Consider the following 18,389-nt stretch of genomic DNA (forward strand, 5'->3'; position numbering starts at 1 on the left):
CATCTTGATGACAAGTTGCCGTTTTCGTGGTAAAATAGCATCATGACTAAAACTATCCAAACGCAACTGATAAAACCTTCTATATATGGCTTGACACGTGATGAGCTAATTGCCTGGGCGATTGACAATGGGGCTAAGAAATTTCGTGCCACACAAATCTGGGACTGGCTCTACAAAAAACGCGTGCAATCTTTTGATGAGATGACAAACATTGCCAAAGACTTTATTGACAAGCTTGACGATGCTTTTGTCATCAATCCGCTCAAACAACGCTTGGTCCAAGAAGCCAAAGACGGGACGGTAAAATACCTTTTTGAGTTACCTGACGGCATGCTTGTCGAAACGGTTCTAATGCGCCAAAAATATGGCCTGTCAGTCTGTGTGACGACGCAGGTTGGCTGTAATATCGGCTGTACTTTTTGTGCGTCAGGCTTGATTAAAAAACAACGCGATCTTACAGCTGGTGAAATCACAGCGCAAATCATGCTGGTACAAAAATACTTTGACGAACGCGGGCTTGACGAACGTGTCAGTCACGTCGTTGTCATGGGGATTGGTGAGCCGTTTGATAACTATGACAATGTCATCAACTTCATTAAGACAATCAATGATGATAATGGTCTAGCCATTGGCGCCCGCCATATCACAGTCTCAACGTCAGGTCTCGCACACAAAATTCGCGAATTTGCTGAAACTGGCTTGCAAATCAATCTTGCGATTTCACTACATGCACCAAATAATGACGTCAGAACAAGCATCATGCGCATCAACCGCCAATTTCCAATTGAAAAATTATTTGATGCAATCGACTACTACATTGAGACGACAAATCGCCGTGTGACCTTTGAGTACATCATGCTAAATGGTGTCAATGACCGTCCTGAGCATGCGCGTGAACTTGTTGCGCTCCTCAAAGACAAGAAAAAACTAGTCTACGTCAACTTGATTCCCTATAATCCAGTCAGCGAGCATGACCAATATAGCCGTTCTTCTAAAGATGACGTGCTAAAATTCTATGATATTCTCAAAAAAGGTGGCATTAATTGCGTGATTCGTCAGGAACATGGTACGGACATCGACGCTGCCTGTGGTCAACTGCGCAGCAAAACGATGAAAAATGATGCTGAAACAGCAAGTTTTGACGAAAAAATAAAAAATGACATGTACGTCAAATAACCTATGAGAAAAGCACTGAAAGCGGCGATTGCCGTCTATATTATCGCAATTTGTGCCATGTGTTTCATGCCGCAAATGCTCTTTCCTAATTTCAAGGCGTTTGAGACGCCGGGCATCCAGCATTTTGGACGGATTACGGCAATACTCACGCCGGCAAACACCCTCGTTCATCTCGGGAAAATCCCAACGATAGGCGATTTAGCGGTGATTGTCGGGCAAAATCTTGCCAATATTTTCTTACTCTTGCCCCTAGTTTTAGGTCTATTACTGCTCAGGAAAAATCAAATGAGTTTGGCGAAAGTTGTGCTGATGACTTTTTGTATAAGCTTGACAATTGAACTCACGCAGGTCGTGCTAGATTTGCTCTTTGATTTTAACCGTGTGTTTGAGGTTGACGATCTCATCACAAACACCTTAGGCGGTGTCATTGCCTACTTTATCAATCGAGGTATCAAAAAATATGGAATTTTCAACTTTAAATAAATCGCGTCATGCTGTCAAAACATTTGACGGCACGAGGCTCAGTGTTTCTGAAGTCAAGGACATCTTGCTTGAAGCGACGCTTGCACCGTCAGCGCACAATATCCAGCCTTGGCATTTTGTCATCGTTGATTCTGATGAAAAACGTGCGGCGCTTTCGACGACGATGCATGCTAAAAATGCTGCACAACACGAGTCAGCAGGCAGCACGCTTGTCATTTTTTCAGATATAGATCTCAAAGCGCGCGTGGCTGATCTGCTAGAAATCGGTGATGACGTCTTGCAAGAAGCTGAAAAGTCAGTCATCAGAGAACGTTACCCAGCTATGTTTGACCAGTTCAGTGACGTGCAGCTGTCAGACTATCTTGCCCTAAACACAGGAATCGTCGCACAAAATATCGTTCTGACGGCCAATAATCGCGGTCTCAAAACCAATATCATCTTAGGATTTGACAAGGAAAAGATCAAGTCAGTCCTTGCGATTGAGCCGCGTTTTCGACCTGAGCTGATCATCACGCTGGGGCATTCCGCAGACAGCGGCGTGGCATCATATCGCTTGCCTGTTGATGACATAACTGACGTTTTGTAAATTTAAATAAGGAGGCTTTTATGACATACACATTTGAAAATAAAACACAGGCGGAGATTTTTGATTACCTGCGCCACGCTAAAACCGTTGCCGTGGTTGGCTTATCTAACCGTGAGGAAACCTCTAGCTATATGATTGCAAATGCCTTGCAAGCGGACGGTTTTCGAGTGATTCCGGTCAACCCAAGGCTTGCCGGTCAAGAGTTACTGGGCGAAAAAGTTTATGCCAGCATCAAAGATGTGCCTGAACACATTGATATTGTTGACATTTTTCGCCGCTCAGAATTTTTGCCGGATGTTGCACGCGATTTTGTTGAAACAGATGCTGATATTTTCTGGGCGCAACTTGGCTTGCAAAACGAAGAAGCTGAACAAATCCTCCGCGCACATAATCGCAACGACATCGTTATGGACCGCTGCATCAAGGTGGAATATGCCTATAGTGGTTTACGACAAGAACGTGCAGGGAAATAAAAAAATAGAAAAAAAGCGTTGGATACGGTATACCTAGCGCTTTTTTTAACCTTAAAAATTCCCAAGATAAAAAGTAATCTGATCCCCTTTTTTGACGATTGTATCCGCGGCACCTTTACTTGCAAGTTTGCCATTGACCTTAAAGAGCCAGTATTTTTGATTGGCTGTGTCTTGTGATTTGCCGTCGATTGCGGTGATGAAGCCGTCTTTTTCGACAACTTTGAAGGAAGATTTGACGGCCTCAAGCAAGGTCTGGTCTTTTTTGACCGCAAAAGTTTTTGTCTCATCGGCCTTTTTGTCATTGTCAAAGTCGAGTGTAATGGTTGCTGTTTGGCTAGAATTGCTGGTCTTTTTTTCAGTTTTACCCTGATGGCCACAGGCTGCGAGGGTGAAAGTGAGTGTTGCGGCGAGAAGAATGCCGACTGTTTTTTTGAAAGTCATAGCTGCTCATTTCTTTTAGTCTATCTCTATTTTACTATGAATGCCTGATCGGGTAAAATAGAAGAATTTGGTGCTCTGATATAGTTAGAAACTATGACTGAGTGAGAGGGCAAGCCAAGAAAATCTGTGGTCTTTTTGTCACTAGAATTTGCTATAATAGAGTTAAGTATATCAAGAAATAAGCAACATGTATCAAGAAAGAAGGACAATGAACGATTTATTTGAAAAACTAATGGATCAGCTTGAAATGCCTGCTGAAATTCGTCAGAATCCAGCATTTAGAGGAGATATTGATAGAGTTGAAGTTCATGCAATCAGTAAAGTCTGGCATTTTTATCTGACATTTCCAGCTATTTTGCCCGTGGCGCTCTATAAAGAGCTGGTTTATCGGCTCAATATGGCGTTTTCGTCGATTGCAAAGACAGAGTTGACCATTCTGACGTCAGATACAGATGAAATAGTTTTCACCGAAGATCAGTTAAACGACTATCTACCTTTGATATTTGACTTGCCAGGCTGTGATACGCCTAGTTTTACAGCGATTTTCAAAAAATACAAATTCGTTTCTGACGGCAAACAAACTGCGACGTTATTAGTTGGAAACCTGTCAAATCTTGAGTATTTTGTCAAACATTATTTTCCAGCCATGGAGGCGCATTTTCAAAACTTCGGTTTTACAAATTTGCGGATTAAGCCTCAGATTGACTATAACCTGACAGATAAGCTAGTTGCCGAATACGAGAAAAAATCAGAAGAAACAATCGCACAGGTCATGGCTAGCCAGCCTGAAGCACCATTACCAGCAGATGAGTTCGCACCAGCTAAAAAAGAAGTGGTAAGTCAACCTCAGCACCTCACACTAGGACGGGAAATCAAGTCTTCTGACACCATTTTCCAAATGCAAGATGTGGTGACTGAAGAGGCAAATGTCGTCTTTGAAGGCTATGTTTTTGCGGCGGAACACAAGGTTTTTAAAAACCGGACTACTGGCAAAGAAAGTCATATGCTAGAAGTCAAGATGACCGACTATAGTAGCTCTTTTATCGTCCAAAAATGGGGCAGAAAACCTGAGGAACAGGCTATGTTTGATCTGGTCAAGGCAGGGATGTGGCTGAAAGTTAAAGGCAGCGTGCAAATGGACAGCTTCAAGCACGAGCTTGTGATGAGCGTGCGTGATATGGTCGAAATCAAGGCTAAAAATGTCCGAAAAGACTTGATGCCTGACGATGAAAAGCGCGTCGAGTTTCACGCCCACACCAACATGTCAACCATGGACGCGATCCCAAAAGTCGAGGATCTGGTCGCACAAGCAGCACGCTGGGGTCATAAGGCGATTGCAATCACTGACCATGCAGGGGTGCAAAGTTTTCCGCATGCCCACTCAGCTGGAAAGAAAAATGGCGTCAAAATCATCTACGGCGTTGAGGCGAACTTGGTCGAGGACAGGGTGCCCATCACCTATAACGAAGACGATAGCAGCTTGTCAGAGTCAACTTATGTCGTTTTTGACGTGGAAACAACAGGCCTTTCTGCGGTATATAACAAGCTGATACAGGTTGCAGCCTCAAAGATGCACAAGGGAAATGTTATCGAGCAGTTTGATGAGTTCATCGACCCAGGGCATCCGCTGAGTGAGTTTACGACGCAGTTGACAGGCATCACAGATGACATGGTCAGAGGGTCAAAACCTTTGTCAGAAGTCCTAAAAGCATTCCAGGAATTTTGTCAAGGTAGTATTTTGGTTGCCCACAATGCGACATTTGACGTTGGGTTTATGAACATGAACTATCAGCGTTACGCCTTACCGATAATCACACAGCCAGTTCTAGACACGCTCGAGTTCGCAAGAAATCTCTATCCAGAGTTCAAACGGCACGGACTAGGACCTCTGACAAAGCGTTTTCAAGTCTCGCTTGAAAGTCACCATTTGGCAAACTTTGATGCGGAAGCAACAGGACGCTTGCTGTTTATCTTTCTAAATGACGCCAAGGAAAAATTCGGCGTGACAAAACTCAGTGAACTCAATACAACGGTTGTCGATGCGGATTCCTATAAACGCGCACGGGTAAAACACGCAACGATCTATGCAAAAACGCAAGCAGGTCTGAAAAATCTCTTCAAGCTTGTGTCTTATGCCAATGTCAACTACTTTTCAGGCGTGCCAAGGATTCCAAAATCTGTCCTTGAAGCACACCGTGAGGGTTTGATTATCGGCTCAGCCTGTGATGAAGGCGAAGTCTTTGAAGCTGTAACCAACAAGAGTTTTGACGATGCACTGGAAGTAGCAAAATATTATGATTTCATCGAAATCATGCCGCCAGCTGTCTATCGGCCGCTGATCGCCAAGGAGACACTTAAAGACGAAGTCGAGTTACAACGGATTTTGCAAGATTTGATCAAGATTGCAGATACACTCGGTAAGCCCGTTTTAGCGACGGGAAATGTGCACTATCTCAATCCTGAGGACGCCGTTTATCGTGAGATTATCGTACGTTCGCTTGGTGCTGGTGCAGTCATCAACCGTCCTGTTGGTCGTGGTGAACATGCTATGCCGGCACCATTGCCAGAAGTACATTTTCGCACGACAACTGAAATGCTAGACGACTTTGCCTTTCTGGGACAAGAAAAAGCACACGAGATTGTGATTGATAACACACAAAAAATGGCTGAGAATTTTGACGTACTCACGCCCGTTCGTGATGATCTCTACACGCCATATATCCCTGAGTCAGAAGAAAAAATGGCGCAGATGACCTATGAAAAAGCGCACGCCATCTATGGAAATCCCCTGCCTGATATTGTTGATTTGCGGATTGAAAAAGAGCTCAACTCGATTATCGGGAATGGTTTCTCAGTGATTTATTTAATTTCGCAGATCTTGGTGCAGCGCTCTAACGAACGTGGCTATTTAGTTGGGTCACGTGGTTCAGTTGGCTCGTCATTTGTGGCCACCATGACAGGAATCACTGAGGTGAATCCGCTGCCACCGCACTATGTCTGTCCCGAGTGTCAGTTTTCAGAGTTCTTTACAGAAGGTCAGTATGGTTCTGGATTTGACATGCCTGAAAAAGATTGCCCTAACTGTGGACATCGCCTGACAAAAGATGGCCATGATATTCCATTTGAGACGTTTCTTGGCTTCAAGGGGGACAAAGTTCCCGATATTGACCTGAACTTTTCAGGTGCTGATCAGCCGAGTGCTCACTTGGACGTTCGTGATATTTTCGGTGAAGACTACGCTTTTCGGGCGGGAACCATTGGTACCGTTGCAGATAAGACAGCTTTTGGCTTTGTAAAAGGTTACGAGCGTGATTACGGGAAGTATTATCGTGGCGCTGAGATAGAGCGCTTAGCGGCAGGTGCGACGGGCGTGAAGCGCACGACTGGTCAGCATCCCGGGGGGATCATCGTTATCCCAGGCTACATGGATGTCTATGATTTCAGCCCTGTTGCCTATCCGGCTGAGGATGTGAATGCTGAGTGGAAAACGACTCACTTTGACTTCCATGCCATCCATGACAATATCTTGAAACTGGATATTTTGGGGCATCAGGATCCGACAATGATTCGCAAACTGCAAGATTTATCTGGTATGGATGCTTCAACCATTCCCATGGATGATCCAGATGTGATGAAGATTTTCTCAAGTCCTGAAGTGCTAGGTGTGACCTCAGAGCAGATTGGCTCAAAAACGGGCACTTTAGGAGTTCCCGAGATGGGAACACAGTTCGTACGTGGCATGCTAGAGGAAACAAAGCCTACGACTTTCGCAGAATTACTGCAAATCTCAGGCCTCTCCCATGGTACAGATGTGTGGCTTGGTAACGCACAAGAGCTGATCAAGCAAGGCATCGCAAACCTGGCAAATGTTATCGGCTGTCGGGATGACATCATGGTCTACCTGATCCACGCTGGACTCGATGAATCCATGGCATTTACCATCATGGAGCGCGTGCGTAAAGGTTTATGGAACAAAATCGACGACGAGGAACGGGAAAAATATATCACGGCCATGCGTGAAAATAACGTGCCCGAGTGGTACATCGACTCATGTAGCAAGATCAAGTATATGTTTCCCAAAGCCCATGCGGCGGCCTACATCATGATGGCGCTGCGTGTCGCTTACTTCAAGGTGCACATGCCGATTTACTACTATTGTGCCTGGTTTTCAATCCGTGCCAATGCGTTTGATCTGAAAGTGATGGGTGACGGCCTAACCGCCGTCAAAGATAAGATGAAAGAAATCAAAACCAAGGGTTATGAAGCGACAAATGTTGAAAATGCCCTGTATGAAACGCTTGAACTCTGCAATGAGATGCTTGAGCGTGGCTTTAGTTTTGGGAAACTTGATCTGTATCGCAGCGAAGCTGAGGATTTTATTATCGAAGGAGACGTACTCATTCCGCCGTTTTCAGCAATGGATGGTCTGGGTGGCAATGTCGCGAAACAAATCGTTGCAGCACGTGCCGAAGGTGAATTTTTAAGTAAAACAGAACTCAGAAAACGCGCCGGCGTCTCACAGACCTTGGTCGAAAAAATGGACGAAATGGGCATCCTAGGCAATATGCCAGAAGATAATCAGTTGAGTTTGTTTGATGATTTATTTTGAGTCTTACCAAAGCTCTGTCATTGACAGGGCTTTTTCTAATTCCTAGAGCAATCTGGGGATTTTTTTCGTATATAGTAATAGGAGGAATGCCATGGTACAAAAATTAGCACAGACGATTTTACAGGAAGCTGCGGCATTTGGGGCGAGTGATATTTATCTTTTGCCCCAAAAGGAAGGGTTTTCTGTGATTTTTAGAAATTCTTTGCGGCGTGAAATTTTTCGCGATTTTTCTGATGCAGAGGGTCAGGGTCTGATTTCGCATTTTAAGTTTACAGCTGGGATGAATGTCGGAGAAAAGCGCAGGCCACAGCTAGGTTCTTGCTTATATGAGGTAAATCATGGCGAAAAATAGCGGTTGCGTTTATCGTCTGCGGGTGATTTTGAGAGTCGGGAGAGTTTGGTGATCAGGCTTTTGCATGATGCTGAACGACCGCTTGAGTTTTGGTTTGACACTGACTTAGCAGCAGTAGAGTCACTTGTGTCGAGACGCGGTTTGTACTTATTTTCAGGTCCGGTAGGCTCTGGCAAGACAACCTTAATGCACACAATGAGTAAACTTAAATTTTCAGATAAACAGGTGATTACGATAGAGGATCCAGTCGAGATTGTGGCACCAGAGATGCTGCAGTTTCAGCTGAATGAAGCAATCGGTAACACTTATGATAGTCTGATCAAGCTGTCTTTACGGCATATGCCTGATCTTGTGATTGTGGGGGAGATTCGTGATCAGGAGACCGCACGTGCGGTCATACGTGCGAGTCTGACTGGATATACAGTGTTCTCGACCATTCACGCGAAGTCCATCAGTGGCGTTTATGCGAGGCTTCTGGAGCTTGGTGTGAGTGAGCAAGAAATTGAAAATTCGCTGTCTGGCGTTGTGTATCAGCGTTTGATTGCAGGGAAAGGGGTGCTCGATGTTTCAAAAAACAGTTTTTCGACGCATGATAATGGTGCATGGCATCAGAAGCTTGAAAGGCTTGCTCAAGCTGGACATATCAGTCTTGATACGGCGCAAGCAGAGAAAATTACCAATTAAAAAACAGGTTCAACTCATCAAGCTGATGACAAATTTATTTTCAAGCGGTTTTCATTTGGCTGAAATTATCAACTTTTTAGAACGTTCGAACTTGGTTGAAGATCAGTTTGTGATAGCAATGCGGACAGGACTTGAAAATGGTCGAAATTTGGCACAGATACTGGCAGATCTTCATTTTTCACCATCTGTTGTCACGCAGATTGCCTTAGCTGATTTTCATGGTAACACGCAGCAGACCTTGGCATTAGTACAGGAAAATCTGACGAAGATGCAAAAGGTGCGTCAGAAGTTGATCTCAGTTGCGACTTATCCGGTGATTTTGTTGGGGTTTCTGATGCTGATCATGCTGGGGCTGAAGACCTATCTTTTGCCACAAGTAGATGGGACAAATGCTGCAGGAGTTCTGATCAATTATTTGCCTTGGATATTTTTGACGTCAGTTGCGACTTTAGCGGTGATAGTAGGTGTGATAAGGCGATATTTCAAAAAAAGTTCACCCTTGAAAATCTTTCAGAAAATGGGACAGATGCCTGTGCTAAAACACTATCTAAGACTGTATTTCACGGCGTTTTACGCACGAGAATGGGGGAATCTAATCAAACAAGGCCTTGAGTTGCGTCAGATTTTAGGCATCATGCAGGATCAGGGCAACCGACTTTTCAAAGAGATCGGTGAAGATGTGGCCAAAGCCATGCAACGTGGTGGGCAGTTTCAGAATAAGGTTGCGAGTTATCATTTTTTTACACCAGAACTTGCTTTGATTATTGCCTATGGTGAGATGAAGTCAAAACTTGGCGACGAGTTGCTGGTCTATTCTGATGAAGTTTGGCTACAATTTTTTGAAAAGATTGAGCGTGCAATGAATCTGATTCAGCCCTTGATATTTTTGTTTGTTGCCTTGATGATTGTGCTGATTTATGCGGCGATGTTGCTGCCGATTTATTCGCAGATGGATATGGCGGTTTAGCTGCTTGAAATTAGCACTAGAGATGGAGATATTAGATGAAAAAAATTAGGAAAAAGTCGGTCCAAGCCTTTACTTTGATTGAAATGCTTGTCGTATTATTGATTATTAGTATTTTGATTTTGCTTTTTGTGCCAAATCTGTCCAAGCAAAAAGATGCTGTCAAAGCAACAGGAAATGCCGCCATTGTCAAAGTTGTGGATTCGCAGGCTGAGCTTTATGCGCTTGATCATACGGACGCGGCGACGCTTGCAAAGATGCTTGCAAATGGCAATATCACACAAAAACAGGTGGACGCTTACAATGACTACTATGCGAAACATACTGACGAGAAGCGCGACATTGCAAATTAGGGCGTTTACGCTACTTGAAAGTTTGCTCACGCTTGCTGTGACAAGTTTTTTGATCTTGATATTTAGTGTGACCTTTCAAAAAACGGTGCATGTCATCCGAGGTGAGATTTTTGTTTTACAGTTTGAAAATATCTTGAAAAATCAGCAAACTCAGGCGGTCACAAATGCTGAGGTGAGAAGTCTTTCCGCATCTGATGGGACAGTTTTTGTCAATGGTGCTAAGTACCATGTGCCGTCAGAAACGTTATTTTCAGACTTTTCGATCGCCTTCAAAGAAAATGGCAACATCCAGTCAATCAAGCAGGCGAAAATCGTGATTAGCCTGCCTTTTGAGAATGATAAAAAAATCAGCTATCAGTTACAGTTGGGAAGTGGTCAATATCGGAAAACGTCAAGTTAGAGGCTATATTTTACTGGAAAGCTTGCTTGCCATGGCACTTTTAGCCTTGTTAGCCACAGTTGTCGTGACGGAAATTTCACGCAGCCGCACGCAATTGATGACGCAAAATAAAGAAATAGAAGTGTTAAATACAGGGCTGATGGCGTTTGATGCGGGACAGTCAAGCTTGAGCGCCAATCATGTGACGGTTGACCTTGCAAAAACATCTGAAAAGTTGGTACTTGCAACGCAAGGACGGGAGGTTTTGCGACTTGAAATTTTATCGAAAACAGATTAGAGCGTTTACTTTGTTAGAATGTCTGGTTGCGCTGCTGTCGATTTCGATGTCAGTTCTGGTTGTGCAGGCAATGACTGAGCTTATCGCACAAGATTTTAAACTGATGGCGCGCTCTGACGAGAAAAATTGGCAGAACTTTTCAAATCTGCTGCGGCGTGAACTTGAAACGGCTGAGTTTGTCTCAGTTTCTGACGGCTATCTACATGTAAAAACTGGGTCAGACCAGCTGCGCTATGGCTGGAAGTCAGGTTCTGACGACTTTCGTAAGTCTAACGAAAATGGTCAAGGCTTCCAACCTATGATTTTCGGGTTGTCATCTGCTGAGATTTCAAATGATGGCAGGATAGTCAGCATCCACCTGACATTTGTCAAAGGAGGTGAGCGGGTATTTTTCTACAAGTTTTGAGGCGTCAAGTTAAAGCTGGTATCATGCTGTATGCGCTGTTATTATCGGTTGTTTTCGGTATGGTGCTGAGTTTCTATCTGACTGCCATCGTTGACAATCAGCGCAATCTGATCAGTCAGAAGCAGTTTTTGACTGCGCAGTTAATGGCGAAAATGACGCAGCAAGTGGTAAAAAATGAGTCTGGCCAAATTAGATTTAATCAAGGAATATCAAGCTATCAAACCACACAAAATACGATAAAAATCACCGTTCAACTAGAAAATGCAGTTGCTTATCGTTTTGAGTTTTCAAATATGGTAAAATAGGCATATGGAAATAACAGAAAAAGCACCAGCCAAGATTAATCTAGGGCTGGATGTCATAGGTAAGCGTTCTGACGGCTATCACGAGCTTGATATGATTATGGCGAGTGTTGATTTGGCGGATCGGGTGACGGTACGTGAGATTCCGGAAGACGATGTGATTCGGATTCAGTCTAGCTCGAGTTTTGTGCCTTTAAATAAAAAAAATCACGCTTATAAAGCGGCGGATTTATTGAAAAAAAGTTTTAACATCAAAAAAGGCGTTGAAATTTATATTGATAAAAAAACGCCAGTGGCAGCAGGACTTGCTGGTGGTTCTTCTGATGCTGCGGCGACCCTGCGGGCGCTCAATCTGCTCTGGGATCTGAAGCTGAGTTTGCCTGAACTTGCAAAACTTGGCGAGCAGATTGGCTCTGACGTCCCTTACTGTGTTTACGGTCAGACGGCGCGCGTGACAGGGCGAGGTGAGTCTGTTCGACCGATTACAAATCCTAAAAAATCTTGGGTGATTTTGGTGAAGCCTGAGTTTGGCATTTCAACGCCTGATATTTTCCGGGCGGTTGATTTGGCTGAGATCAGTCACCCAGATATTATGGCGCTTGAGACGGCTGTGGCTATGGCAGATTTTCCAGAGATGTTGGCGCAGCTTGGCAATTCGCTTGAGGCGATAAGTATTGGTAAGTATCCATTGATTGAAAAAATTAAGCAGCGGTTACTTGATAGTGGTGCAGATGGTGTGCTCATGAGTGGCAGCGGGCCGACTGTTTTCGCCCTTTGTCAGCAAGAAAAAAAAGCTAGACGCATCTGCAACGGTATCAAAGGCTTTTGCGATGAAGTGTATCTGGTCAGAATGCTTTAATATGAACAGGCTGGCAGCTAGATCAAAGAAAGAGGAATCATATGAAAGATTTAGCGTATTACAATGGCAGTATCACACGGATTTCTGAGATGATGGTACCGTTCAATGATCGTTCGCATTTTTTTGGTGATGGTGTGTATGATGCAACAATTGCCAGAAATCATGTGATTTTCAAGTTATCAGACCATCTAGAACGTTTTTTCAATAGCATGGCTCTAGTCGATATTCAGTCTGATTTTTCAAAAGACGAATTGGGCGATCTGCTAACGGACTTGACAGCGCAGGTTGATGCTGACGAGGTATTTGTGTATTTTCAAGTAAGTCGTGGGACGGCGCTCAGAAATCACACCTATCACGATCTAAAGGCGAATCTAGCTATTTATATCACGCCTGAAAAGCTTGAGATGTCGTTTGATAAGCGCTTTAAGCTGATGACGACGCCGGATTATCGTTTTGAGTTCTGTCATATCAAGACGCTTAATCTGTTGCCCAATGTTTTGGCGAGTCAAGAAGCAGCGCAGCGTGGTTTGGATGAAGTGGTTTTTCATCGCAACCAGCGCGTGACGGAGTGTGCGCACAGCAATATCAGCATCCTCAAAGACGGTGTGTTTCAGACAGCGCCACTGGATCGCTGGATTTTGCCGGGTATCGCTCGAAAATACCTGATTCTTGCGAGCAAAGCGCTTGGTATCGCAGTTTCGGAAACGCCTTTCACAGTTTCAGAAATGCTTGCAGCCGATGAGATTATCATGTCGAGTTCGGGGACACCGTGTGGTGCGGTTTCAGAGATTGATGGTCAGGCAGTTGGCGGACGTGATCCAGGGCGCTTGAGACAATTGCAGACATTTTTATATCAGGATTTTTATGCGGAAACGGCGATTTAGCGGTGGCAGTAAATAGATAGGAAAACGCTTTCTCGGCGTTTTTTTATTGACAAATGTCATCAAGATGATATACTTAACTGGTAAACTATTTTAGCGTTAGTGAGAAGGGAAATTATGGCAGATCTCAGTCATCAAATCGACTTGTTTTTTACAAAAATCATCCAAGTCGTTGAAAATAAACAAGAAGTACTTTTGGGAAAATGTGAATCTGGCGCAGGCTTGACGAATACGCAAGAACATATTCTCATGCTGCTTTTGCAAGAAAAACTAACCAATACCAGATTGGCAGAAAAACTCAACATCTCACCTGCTGCAGTGACAAAAGCGCTGAAAAAATTACAGGTGTCAGATTTGATCAGCTCAGAAAAAAAGGCGACAGATGAACGTGTCGTGCTTTGGCAATTATCTGAAACAGGGAAACCAATTGCCGTTGAGCATAAACATCATCATCAGGCTACACTTGCGACTTATGCTGAGATAACAGCTAGCTTTTCAGCGCAAGAACAAGCCGTTATCACAACGTTTTTAGAAAAACTAGAAAAGGAGTTCTGACATGGCCCTCACATATCTTGACGTGAAAAATTTAAGCTTTTTTTTCGATGCTGAGCCAGTACTTGAAGACGTGTCATACAGTATCAACTCGGGGGAGTTTGTCACGCTGACAGGCGAAAATGGTGCAGCTAAATCAACCCTTGTCAGAGCAAGCCTTGGCATCATCAGAGCCAAACAAGGGAATATCAGCATTGCCAAGAAAAATATCAAAGGTAAAAAGCTCAGAATTTCCTATCTACCCCAGCAAATTGCGAGCTTTAACGCTGGATTTCCAAGCACGGTAAAAGAGTTCGTTACAAGTGGTCGTTATCCAAGAAATGGCTGGTTCAAAAAAACGACAGCGCATGATCTGGCACACGTCGAGCAGTCGTTACGGTCGGTTGGCATGTGGGATCAGCGTGATAAGCGCATGGGCGAGCTTTCAGGCGGGCAAAAGCAGCGAATTGCGATTGCGCGAATGTTTGCAAGTGATCCAGATTTGTTCGTTTTGGATGAACCGACGACTGGTATGGATGACGTTAGCCGCACGGAGTTTTACATGCTCATGCACCACGCCGCACACAAACACGGCAAGGCGGTTTTGATGATCACGCATGATGCCGATGACGTCAAGGCATTTGCCGATCGCAACATTCATTTGGCGCGCAAACAAGCGTCACCATGGCGTTGCTTTAGTGTCCATGACAATCAAGAACTGGCTACACAGCTAGAAAGTCATTCAGACAAGGAGGTGGCAGGTGTTTAGTCTTTTTCAGTATGAGTTTATGCAGCGAGCTGTTCTTGCCATTATTGCCATGTCGCTATTTGCACCGCTTTTGGGTGTTTTTCTGGTGCTACGCCGCCAGAGTCTCATGAGTGACACGCTCAGTCATGTCTCGCTTGCGGGGGTTGCATTTGGCCTATTTATCGGCATATCGCCTAATGTCTCAACGATTGTTATTGTGATAGTGGCTGCGATTTTGCTCGAGTATCTGCGCACAGTCTACCGTGATTTCTTGGAAGTTGCGACTGCGATTTTGATGAGTGTTGGCCTGTCTCTTGCATTGATTTTTGCAAACACTGGTCGCGGCAAGGGCATCAACCTCGACCAATATCTCTTTGGTTCGATTGTGACCGTGTCGCAAACTCAGGTCATCTTGCTCGCCGTCCTTGCCGTTATTGTGCTAGTTACATTTGCTTTATTTATGCGTCCAATGTACGTCATGACATTTGACGAGGACACGGCCTATGTAGACGGTTTACCCGTCAGAATCATGTCTACACTTTTTAACATCGTGACCGGGATTGCAATTGCGCTCATGATCCCTGTCGCAGGTGCCTTGCTCGTTTCTGCGATTATGGTCATGCCAGCGTCAATTGCCATGCGGATTGGCTTGACCTTCCGACGCGTGCTCGCCGTCGCCGTTGCCATCGGTTTTGTCGGCATGCTAAGCGGTCTTGTGATTTCTTATGAAAGCGGCGCGCCTGCCAGTGCAACCATCACCCTCGTGTTTGTCGCTGTTTTCGTGGTGACAATGCTTGCTCAAAAGATTCAGAATCTGCGGTAACGCGGATTTTTTTGTTTGTAAAAGGCTGCGTGAGCTCGAGATGTTTCGCGTGTAACATGAGTCGCGAGGACTTGCGACCTCTGTAAAGGGAATCGCCCAAAATCGCATGACCAAGGCTTGCCAAGTGAACACGGATTTGATGTGTGCGACCCGTGTCAAGCTGACATGCAACCAGACTTTCTGACGGGAACGGTTTTAGAACACGGACGTTTGTCACGGCAGTCTGACCACCTTGTGCCACAATAATTCGACGTTTTTTGTCATGTCGATCAGTTCCGATATTTTTTTTGATAACAAATTGTGCTTGCTGAAAATGTCCAGCGCATAAGGCATGATAGGTACGGTGAATCTGACGCTCGCGTAACATGGCATCCAAAATCGGTAAAACAAATTGATTTTTTGCAAACAAGATTGCGCCTGATGTCTCAAAATCGAGCCTGTGGACGACAAAAACAGGACTGTTGCAAAAAGCAGCGACGTGATTGACAAGGGCAATATCGCCGTCAGAATTGCCATGCGTTTTCATATTTTCAGGCTTATTGACAATGATCAGATGCTCGTCTTCGTAGAGCACTCTGACCAGATTTTTATCACCAAAAGCAACCGTTCTGACGGGGAAATCAGTCTCATCAAAGACTAGCATCAACTCATCAGATCCCTGAACTATGTCAGAAAAGTCTGCAAGAACACCATTTACCCGGACATGTTTTTTGGTACGCAAAAAATGGCGCTGCTTTTTGGGCACCAACCACACATCGCTTAAAAGGGATTCTACCGACATTCTTGGTAAGGTGTCAGGCAGTTTAATCGTAAATTTCATAGAGCTATTATATCAAAAAAACAAGTGATAAACCAAAATATGGTAAAATAAGTACTATGACAGAAAATGAACCACAACGCACAAGCCTCAGCCGTGCGAAAAAAAACGCTGATCCTGAACTTGATCGAAAGATAAAAACGAAAAAACGACAGATTATCCCGCCTGCTGTCAAACATTTTTGGAAAAAACATAATCTGACCAAGCTTCTCGTTGCCGTCGTGCTTTTTGTAGTGCTTGCGATTGCAAGTTATCTCTTATTTCTGGCAAAGACTGCTGATGTTGAAACGCTCAAACAATCCATGGAAGCCCGCACCGAGATCATTGATAAAAATGGCGATTCGGCAGGTGCCATGTATGGTCAAAAGGGAACAACAGTCAGTTTTGATGCCATTTCTGATAATGTCAAAAATGCCGTCATCGCAACTGAAGATAGGACATTTTATGACAATAACGGGATAAATTTTAAGCGAACTTTGCTTGCTATTGTGACCCTTGGGAAGTTTGGCGGAGGTTCAACAATCACGCAGCAGCTGGCTAAAAACGCCTATCTGACACAACAAAAAACGATTGATCGCAAAGCAAAAGAATTATTTTTGGCGCTAGAAATCAATAAAAAATACGATAAAAAAGACATCTTGACCATGTACCTCAACAATTCTTACTTTGGTAATGGTGTCTGGGGAATAGAAGACGCAAGCCTCAAATACTACGGAAAGTCAGCCAAGGACCTGTCAGTAGAAGAAGCCGCAACGCTTGCGGGTATTCTCAAGTGGCCGGAGGTTTATAATCCCCTCTATAAAAATGGCACATTTGCCAAAGATCGCAGAGACACAGTTTTGCAAAACATGGTCGCAGCAGGCTTTATTAAGCAAGCAGATGCAGATAGTAACAGCAAGATTGGCATCGAAAGTAATCTTGCAGATGCCTACGTTGGCAAAGATACTAACTACAAATATCCGAGTTATTTTGACGCCGTCATTCAAGAGGCGATTAACAAGTACGGTCTGACAGAGCAAGAGATTCTCAACAACGGCTATAAGATCTATACGGGGCTTGATCAGAACATGCAGACTGGCATGCAGACGACGTACAGCAATACTTATCTCTTCCCAGTCGCATCAGATGGCGTGATGGCTCAGTCTGCCTCAGTTGCACTCGATCCTGAAACTGGTGAAGTTGAAGGGCTCATTGGGCGCGTGCCAACGGCTGAAAATGACAGTTTCCGTGGTTTTAACTTTGCGACACAGTCAGGCAGAAGCCCAGGATCTACGATTAAGCCGCTGATTGTTTATACGCCTGCGATTGAAGCTGGGTGGTCGATTAACAAAGTCGTGCATGATGCGCCAACGAATTACGACGGGTGGCAACCAATGGATGCTGATAAACAGTGGCATGGCGATATGCCGATGTATCAAGCTTTGGCAAATTCCTACAACATTCCTGCCATCAATACCTTCAAGGCGATTGGCATCAAAACAGGTATTGCAAAAGGCAAAAAGTTTGGGCTCAACTTGACCTCAAAAAACGAGAACTTGTCTACGGCGCTGGGCGCTGGTGTTGCAACAAATCCATGGCAGATGGCACAGGCCTACGCCACATTTGCTAATGACGGCATCATGAATCAAGCGCATCTCATCAAAAAAATCGTAAATGCATCAGGTAAAACCATTGCGACAGCAAAAGTCAAATCAACGCGCGTGATTGACAGTAAAACAGCTCAAAAAATGACCTCAATGATGCTCGGCACCTACACAAATGGGACGGGTGTCTACGCGGCACCCTATGGCTATACGTTAGCAGGGAAAACAGGTACCAATGAAGACGTCGACCAATGGGTCATCGGCTACACGCCAGACGTTGTCATGACGCTCTGGTTGGGCTATGAAAATCCTGAAAGTCCGCTGCATCGTCTGGATGACACATCAGCAGGGACAGCCTCAAGCGTCTTCAAAACCATGGCGAGCACTATCCTGCCTTATACTAATGACACACAGTTTACCGAAGAAAATGCTTACAGCCTAGCTGGCCTAGATCCAGTTGCGACCGCAACAGAAGATGATACGACAGCAAGTATCGTAAATGCTGCCAAGGAAAAAGCCAAAGCAGCGGCAGATACAGCCACTCAAAAAGCAAAAGCAGTAGGTAATAGTATCTGGGATAAAGTCAAGTCATGGTTTGACTAATCAGCATTTTTTTGCTAGAATGAACTTTCGGAAAGTAA

Annotated in this window: 19 protein-coding genes and 1 pseudogene; 18 read left to right on the plus strand and 2 right to left on the minus strand. The window is 44.4% G+C overall.

The window, feature by feature from the left end:
• The first annotated feature begins 42 nt into the window (after window positions 1-42).
• Genes rlmN through Hs20B_RS07835 form a run of 4 tightly spaced genes read left to right on the plus strand, consistent with a single transcriptional unit; the run spans window position 43 to window position 2,718 of the window.
• Entirely contained in the window at window positions 43-1,176 is a 1,134-nt protein-coding gene (gene rlmN / locus Hs20B_RS07820) for a dual-specificity RNA methyltransferase RlmN (protein ID WP_172357288.1), read from the plus strand.
• A 3-nt stretch (window positions 1,177-1,179) separates the two neighbouring features.
• Window positions 1,180-1,659: a VanZ family protein gene (locus tag Hs20B_RS07825; RefSeq protein ID WP_172357290.1), complete on the plus strand. Its 480-nt coding sequence runs from the start codon at window positions 1,180-1,182 to the stop codon at window positions 1,657-1,659.
• Window positions 1,637-2,245, plus strand: a complete 609-nt coding sequence (locus Hs20B_RS07830) for a nitroreductase family protein (RefSeq protein WP_172357292.1) — start codon at window positions 1,637-1,639, stop codon at window positions 2,243-2,245. The genes Hs20B_RS07825 and Hs20B_RS07830 overlap by 23 nt, the downstream gene beginning before the upstream one ends.
• A 20-nt stretch (window positions 2,246-2,265) precedes the next feature.
• Window positions 2,266-2,718, plus strand: coding sequence for a CoA-binding protein (locus Hs20B_RS07835; RefSeq protein ID WP_172357294.1), 453 nt, complete (start codon window positions 2,266-2,268; stop codon window positions 2,716-2,718).
• Window positions 2,719-2,769: 51 nt separating this feature from the next.
• Here the strand turns inward: Hs20B_RS07835 and Hs20B_RS07840 are convergent, their stop codons facing one another.
• The gene (locus tag Hs20B_RS07840; protein WP_172357296.1) at window positions 2,770-3,159 is read right to left on the minus strand and encodes a DUF4430 domain-containing protein; all 390 of its coding nucleotides are present in this window, start codon (window positions 3,157-3,159) and stop codon (window positions 2,770-2,772) included.
• Window positions 3,160-3,367: 208 nt separating this feature from the next.
• On the opposite strand from Hs20B_RS07840, the gene Hs20B_RS07845 reads away from it, so the two are divergent.
• From Hs20B_RS07845 to Hs20B_RS07905, 13 genes and pseudogenes are all read left to right on the plus strand, one after another.
• Entirely contained in the window at window positions 3,368-7,768 is a 4,401-nt protein-coding gene (locus Hs20B_RS07845; protein ID WP_172357298.1) for a PolC-type DNA polymerase III, read from the plus strand.
• 91 nt (window positions 7,769-7,859) lie between these two features.
• A pseudogene (gene comGA, locus Hs20B_RS07850) lies at window positions 7,860-8,804 on the plus strand (competence type IV pilus ATPase ComGA).
• Window positions 8,716-9,771: a competence type IV pilus assembly protein ComGB gene (comGB, locus tag Hs20B_RS07855; protein WP_172357375.1), complete on the plus strand. Its 1,056-nt coding sequence runs from the start codon at window positions 8,716-8,718 to the stop codon at window positions 9,769-9,771. Before comGA ends, comGB begins: the two are co-directional and overlap by 89 nt.
• 35 nt (window positions 9,772-9,806) lie before the next feature.
• Entirely contained in the window at window positions 9,807-10,121 is a 315-nt protein-coding gene (gene comGC, locus Hs20B_RS07860; protein ID WP_172357299.1) for a competence type IV pilus major pilin ComGC, read from the plus strand.
• On the plus strand, window positions 10,072-10,521 hold the full coding sequence (comGD, locus tag Hs20B_RS07865) for a competence type IV pilus minor pilin ComGD (protein ID WP_172357300.1): 450 nt from the start codon (window positions 10,072-10,074) through the stop codon (window positions 10,519-10,521). Before comGC ends, comGD begins: the two co-directional genes overlap by 50 nt.
• Window positions 10,493-10,798 carry a competence type IV pilus minor pilin ComGE gene (gene comGE / locus Hs20B_RS07870; RefSeq protein ID WP_172357301.1) on the plus strand — a complete coding sequence of 102 codons (306 nt, stop codon included), beginning with the start codon at window positions 10,493-10,495 and terminating at the stop codon, window positions 10,796-10,798. Before comGD ends, comGE begins: the two co-directional genes overlap by 29 nt.
• The gene (comGF, locus tag Hs20B_RS07875) at window positions 10,773-11,204 is read left to right on the plus strand and encodes a competence type IV pilus minor pilin ComGF (RefSeq protein ID WP_172357302.1); all 432 of its coding nucleotides are present in this window, start codon (window positions 10,773-10,775) and stop codon (window positions 11,202-11,204) included. The genes comGE and comGF overlap by 26 nt, the downstream gene beginning before the upstream one ends.
• Window positions 11,201-11,509, plus strand: a complete 309-nt coding sequence (gene comGG / locus Hs20B_RS07880) for a competence type IV pilus minor pilin ComGG (RefSeq protein WP_172357303.1) — start codon at window positions 11,201-11,203, stop codon at window positions 11,507-11,509. Before comGF ends, comGG begins: the two co-directional genes overlap by 4 nt.
• A 4-nt stretch (window positions 11,510-11,513) precedes the next feature.
• Window positions 11,514-12,365: a 4-(cytidine 5'-diphospho)-2-C-methyl-D-erythritol kinase gene (gene ispE, locus Hs20B_RS07885; RefSeq protein ID WP_172357304.1), complete on the plus strand. Its 852-nt coding sequence runs from the start codon at window positions 11,514-11,516 to the stop codon at window positions 12,363-12,365.
• Between the two features lie 41 nt (window positions 12,366-12,406).
• Window positions 12,407-13,249: an aminotransferase class IV gene (locus Hs20B_RS07890; RefSeq protein ID WP_172357305.1), complete on the plus strand. Its 843-nt coding sequence runs from the start codon at window positions 12,407-12,409 to the stop codon at window positions 13,247-13,249.
• Between the two features lie 114 nt (window positions 13,250-13,363).
• Window positions 13,364-13,801 (plus strand): zinc-dependent MarR family transcriptional regulator, encoded by a 438-nt coding sequence (locus Hs20B_RS07895; RefSeq protein WP_172357306.1) that lies wholly within the window; start codon window positions 13,364-13,366, stop codon window positions 13,799-13,801.
• A 1-nt stretch (window position 13,802) separates the two neighbouring features.
• The gene (locus Hs20B_RS07900) at window positions 13,803-14,546 is read left to right on the plus strand and encodes a metal ABC transporter ATP-binding protein (protein ID WP_172357307.1); all 744 of its coding nucleotides are present in this window, start codon (window positions 13,803-13,805) and stop codon (window positions 14,544-14,546) included.
• Entirely contained in the window at window positions 14,539-15,348 is an 810-nt protein-coding gene (locus Hs20B_RS07905; RefSeq protein ID WP_172357308.1) for a metal ABC transporter permease, read from the plus strand. The genes Hs20B_RS07900 and Hs20B_RS07905 overlap by 8 nt, the downstream gene beginning before the upstream one ends.
• Here the strand turns inward: Hs20B_RS07905 and Hs20B_RS07910 are convergent.
• Window positions 15,281-16,168 carry an RluA family pseudouridine synthase gene (locus Hs20B_RS07910; RefSeq protein WP_172357309.1) on the minus strand — a complete coding sequence of 296 codons (888 nt, stop codon included), beginning with the start codon at window positions 16,166-16,168 and terminating at the stop codon, window positions 15,281-15,283. The genes Hs20B_RS07905 and Hs20B_RS07910 overlap by 68 nt on opposite strands.
• A gap of 56 nt (window positions 16,169-16,224) precedes the next feature.
• On the opposite strand from Hs20B_RS07910, the gene Hs20B_RS07915 reads away from it, so the two are divergent.
• Window positions 16,225-18,351 (plus strand): PBP1A family penicillin-binding protein, encoded by a 2,127-nt coding sequence (locus Hs20B_RS07915; RefSeq protein ID WP_172357310.1) that lies wholly within the window; start codon window positions 16,225-16,227, stop codon window positions 18,349-18,351.
• Window positions 18,352-18,389: the final 38 nt, after the last annotated feature.

The organism is Pseudolactococcus insecticola, assembly GCF_011170065.1.
Lineage (GTDB): Bacteria > Bacillota > Bacilli > Lactobacillales > Streptococcaceae > Pseudolactococcus > Pseudolactococcus insecticola.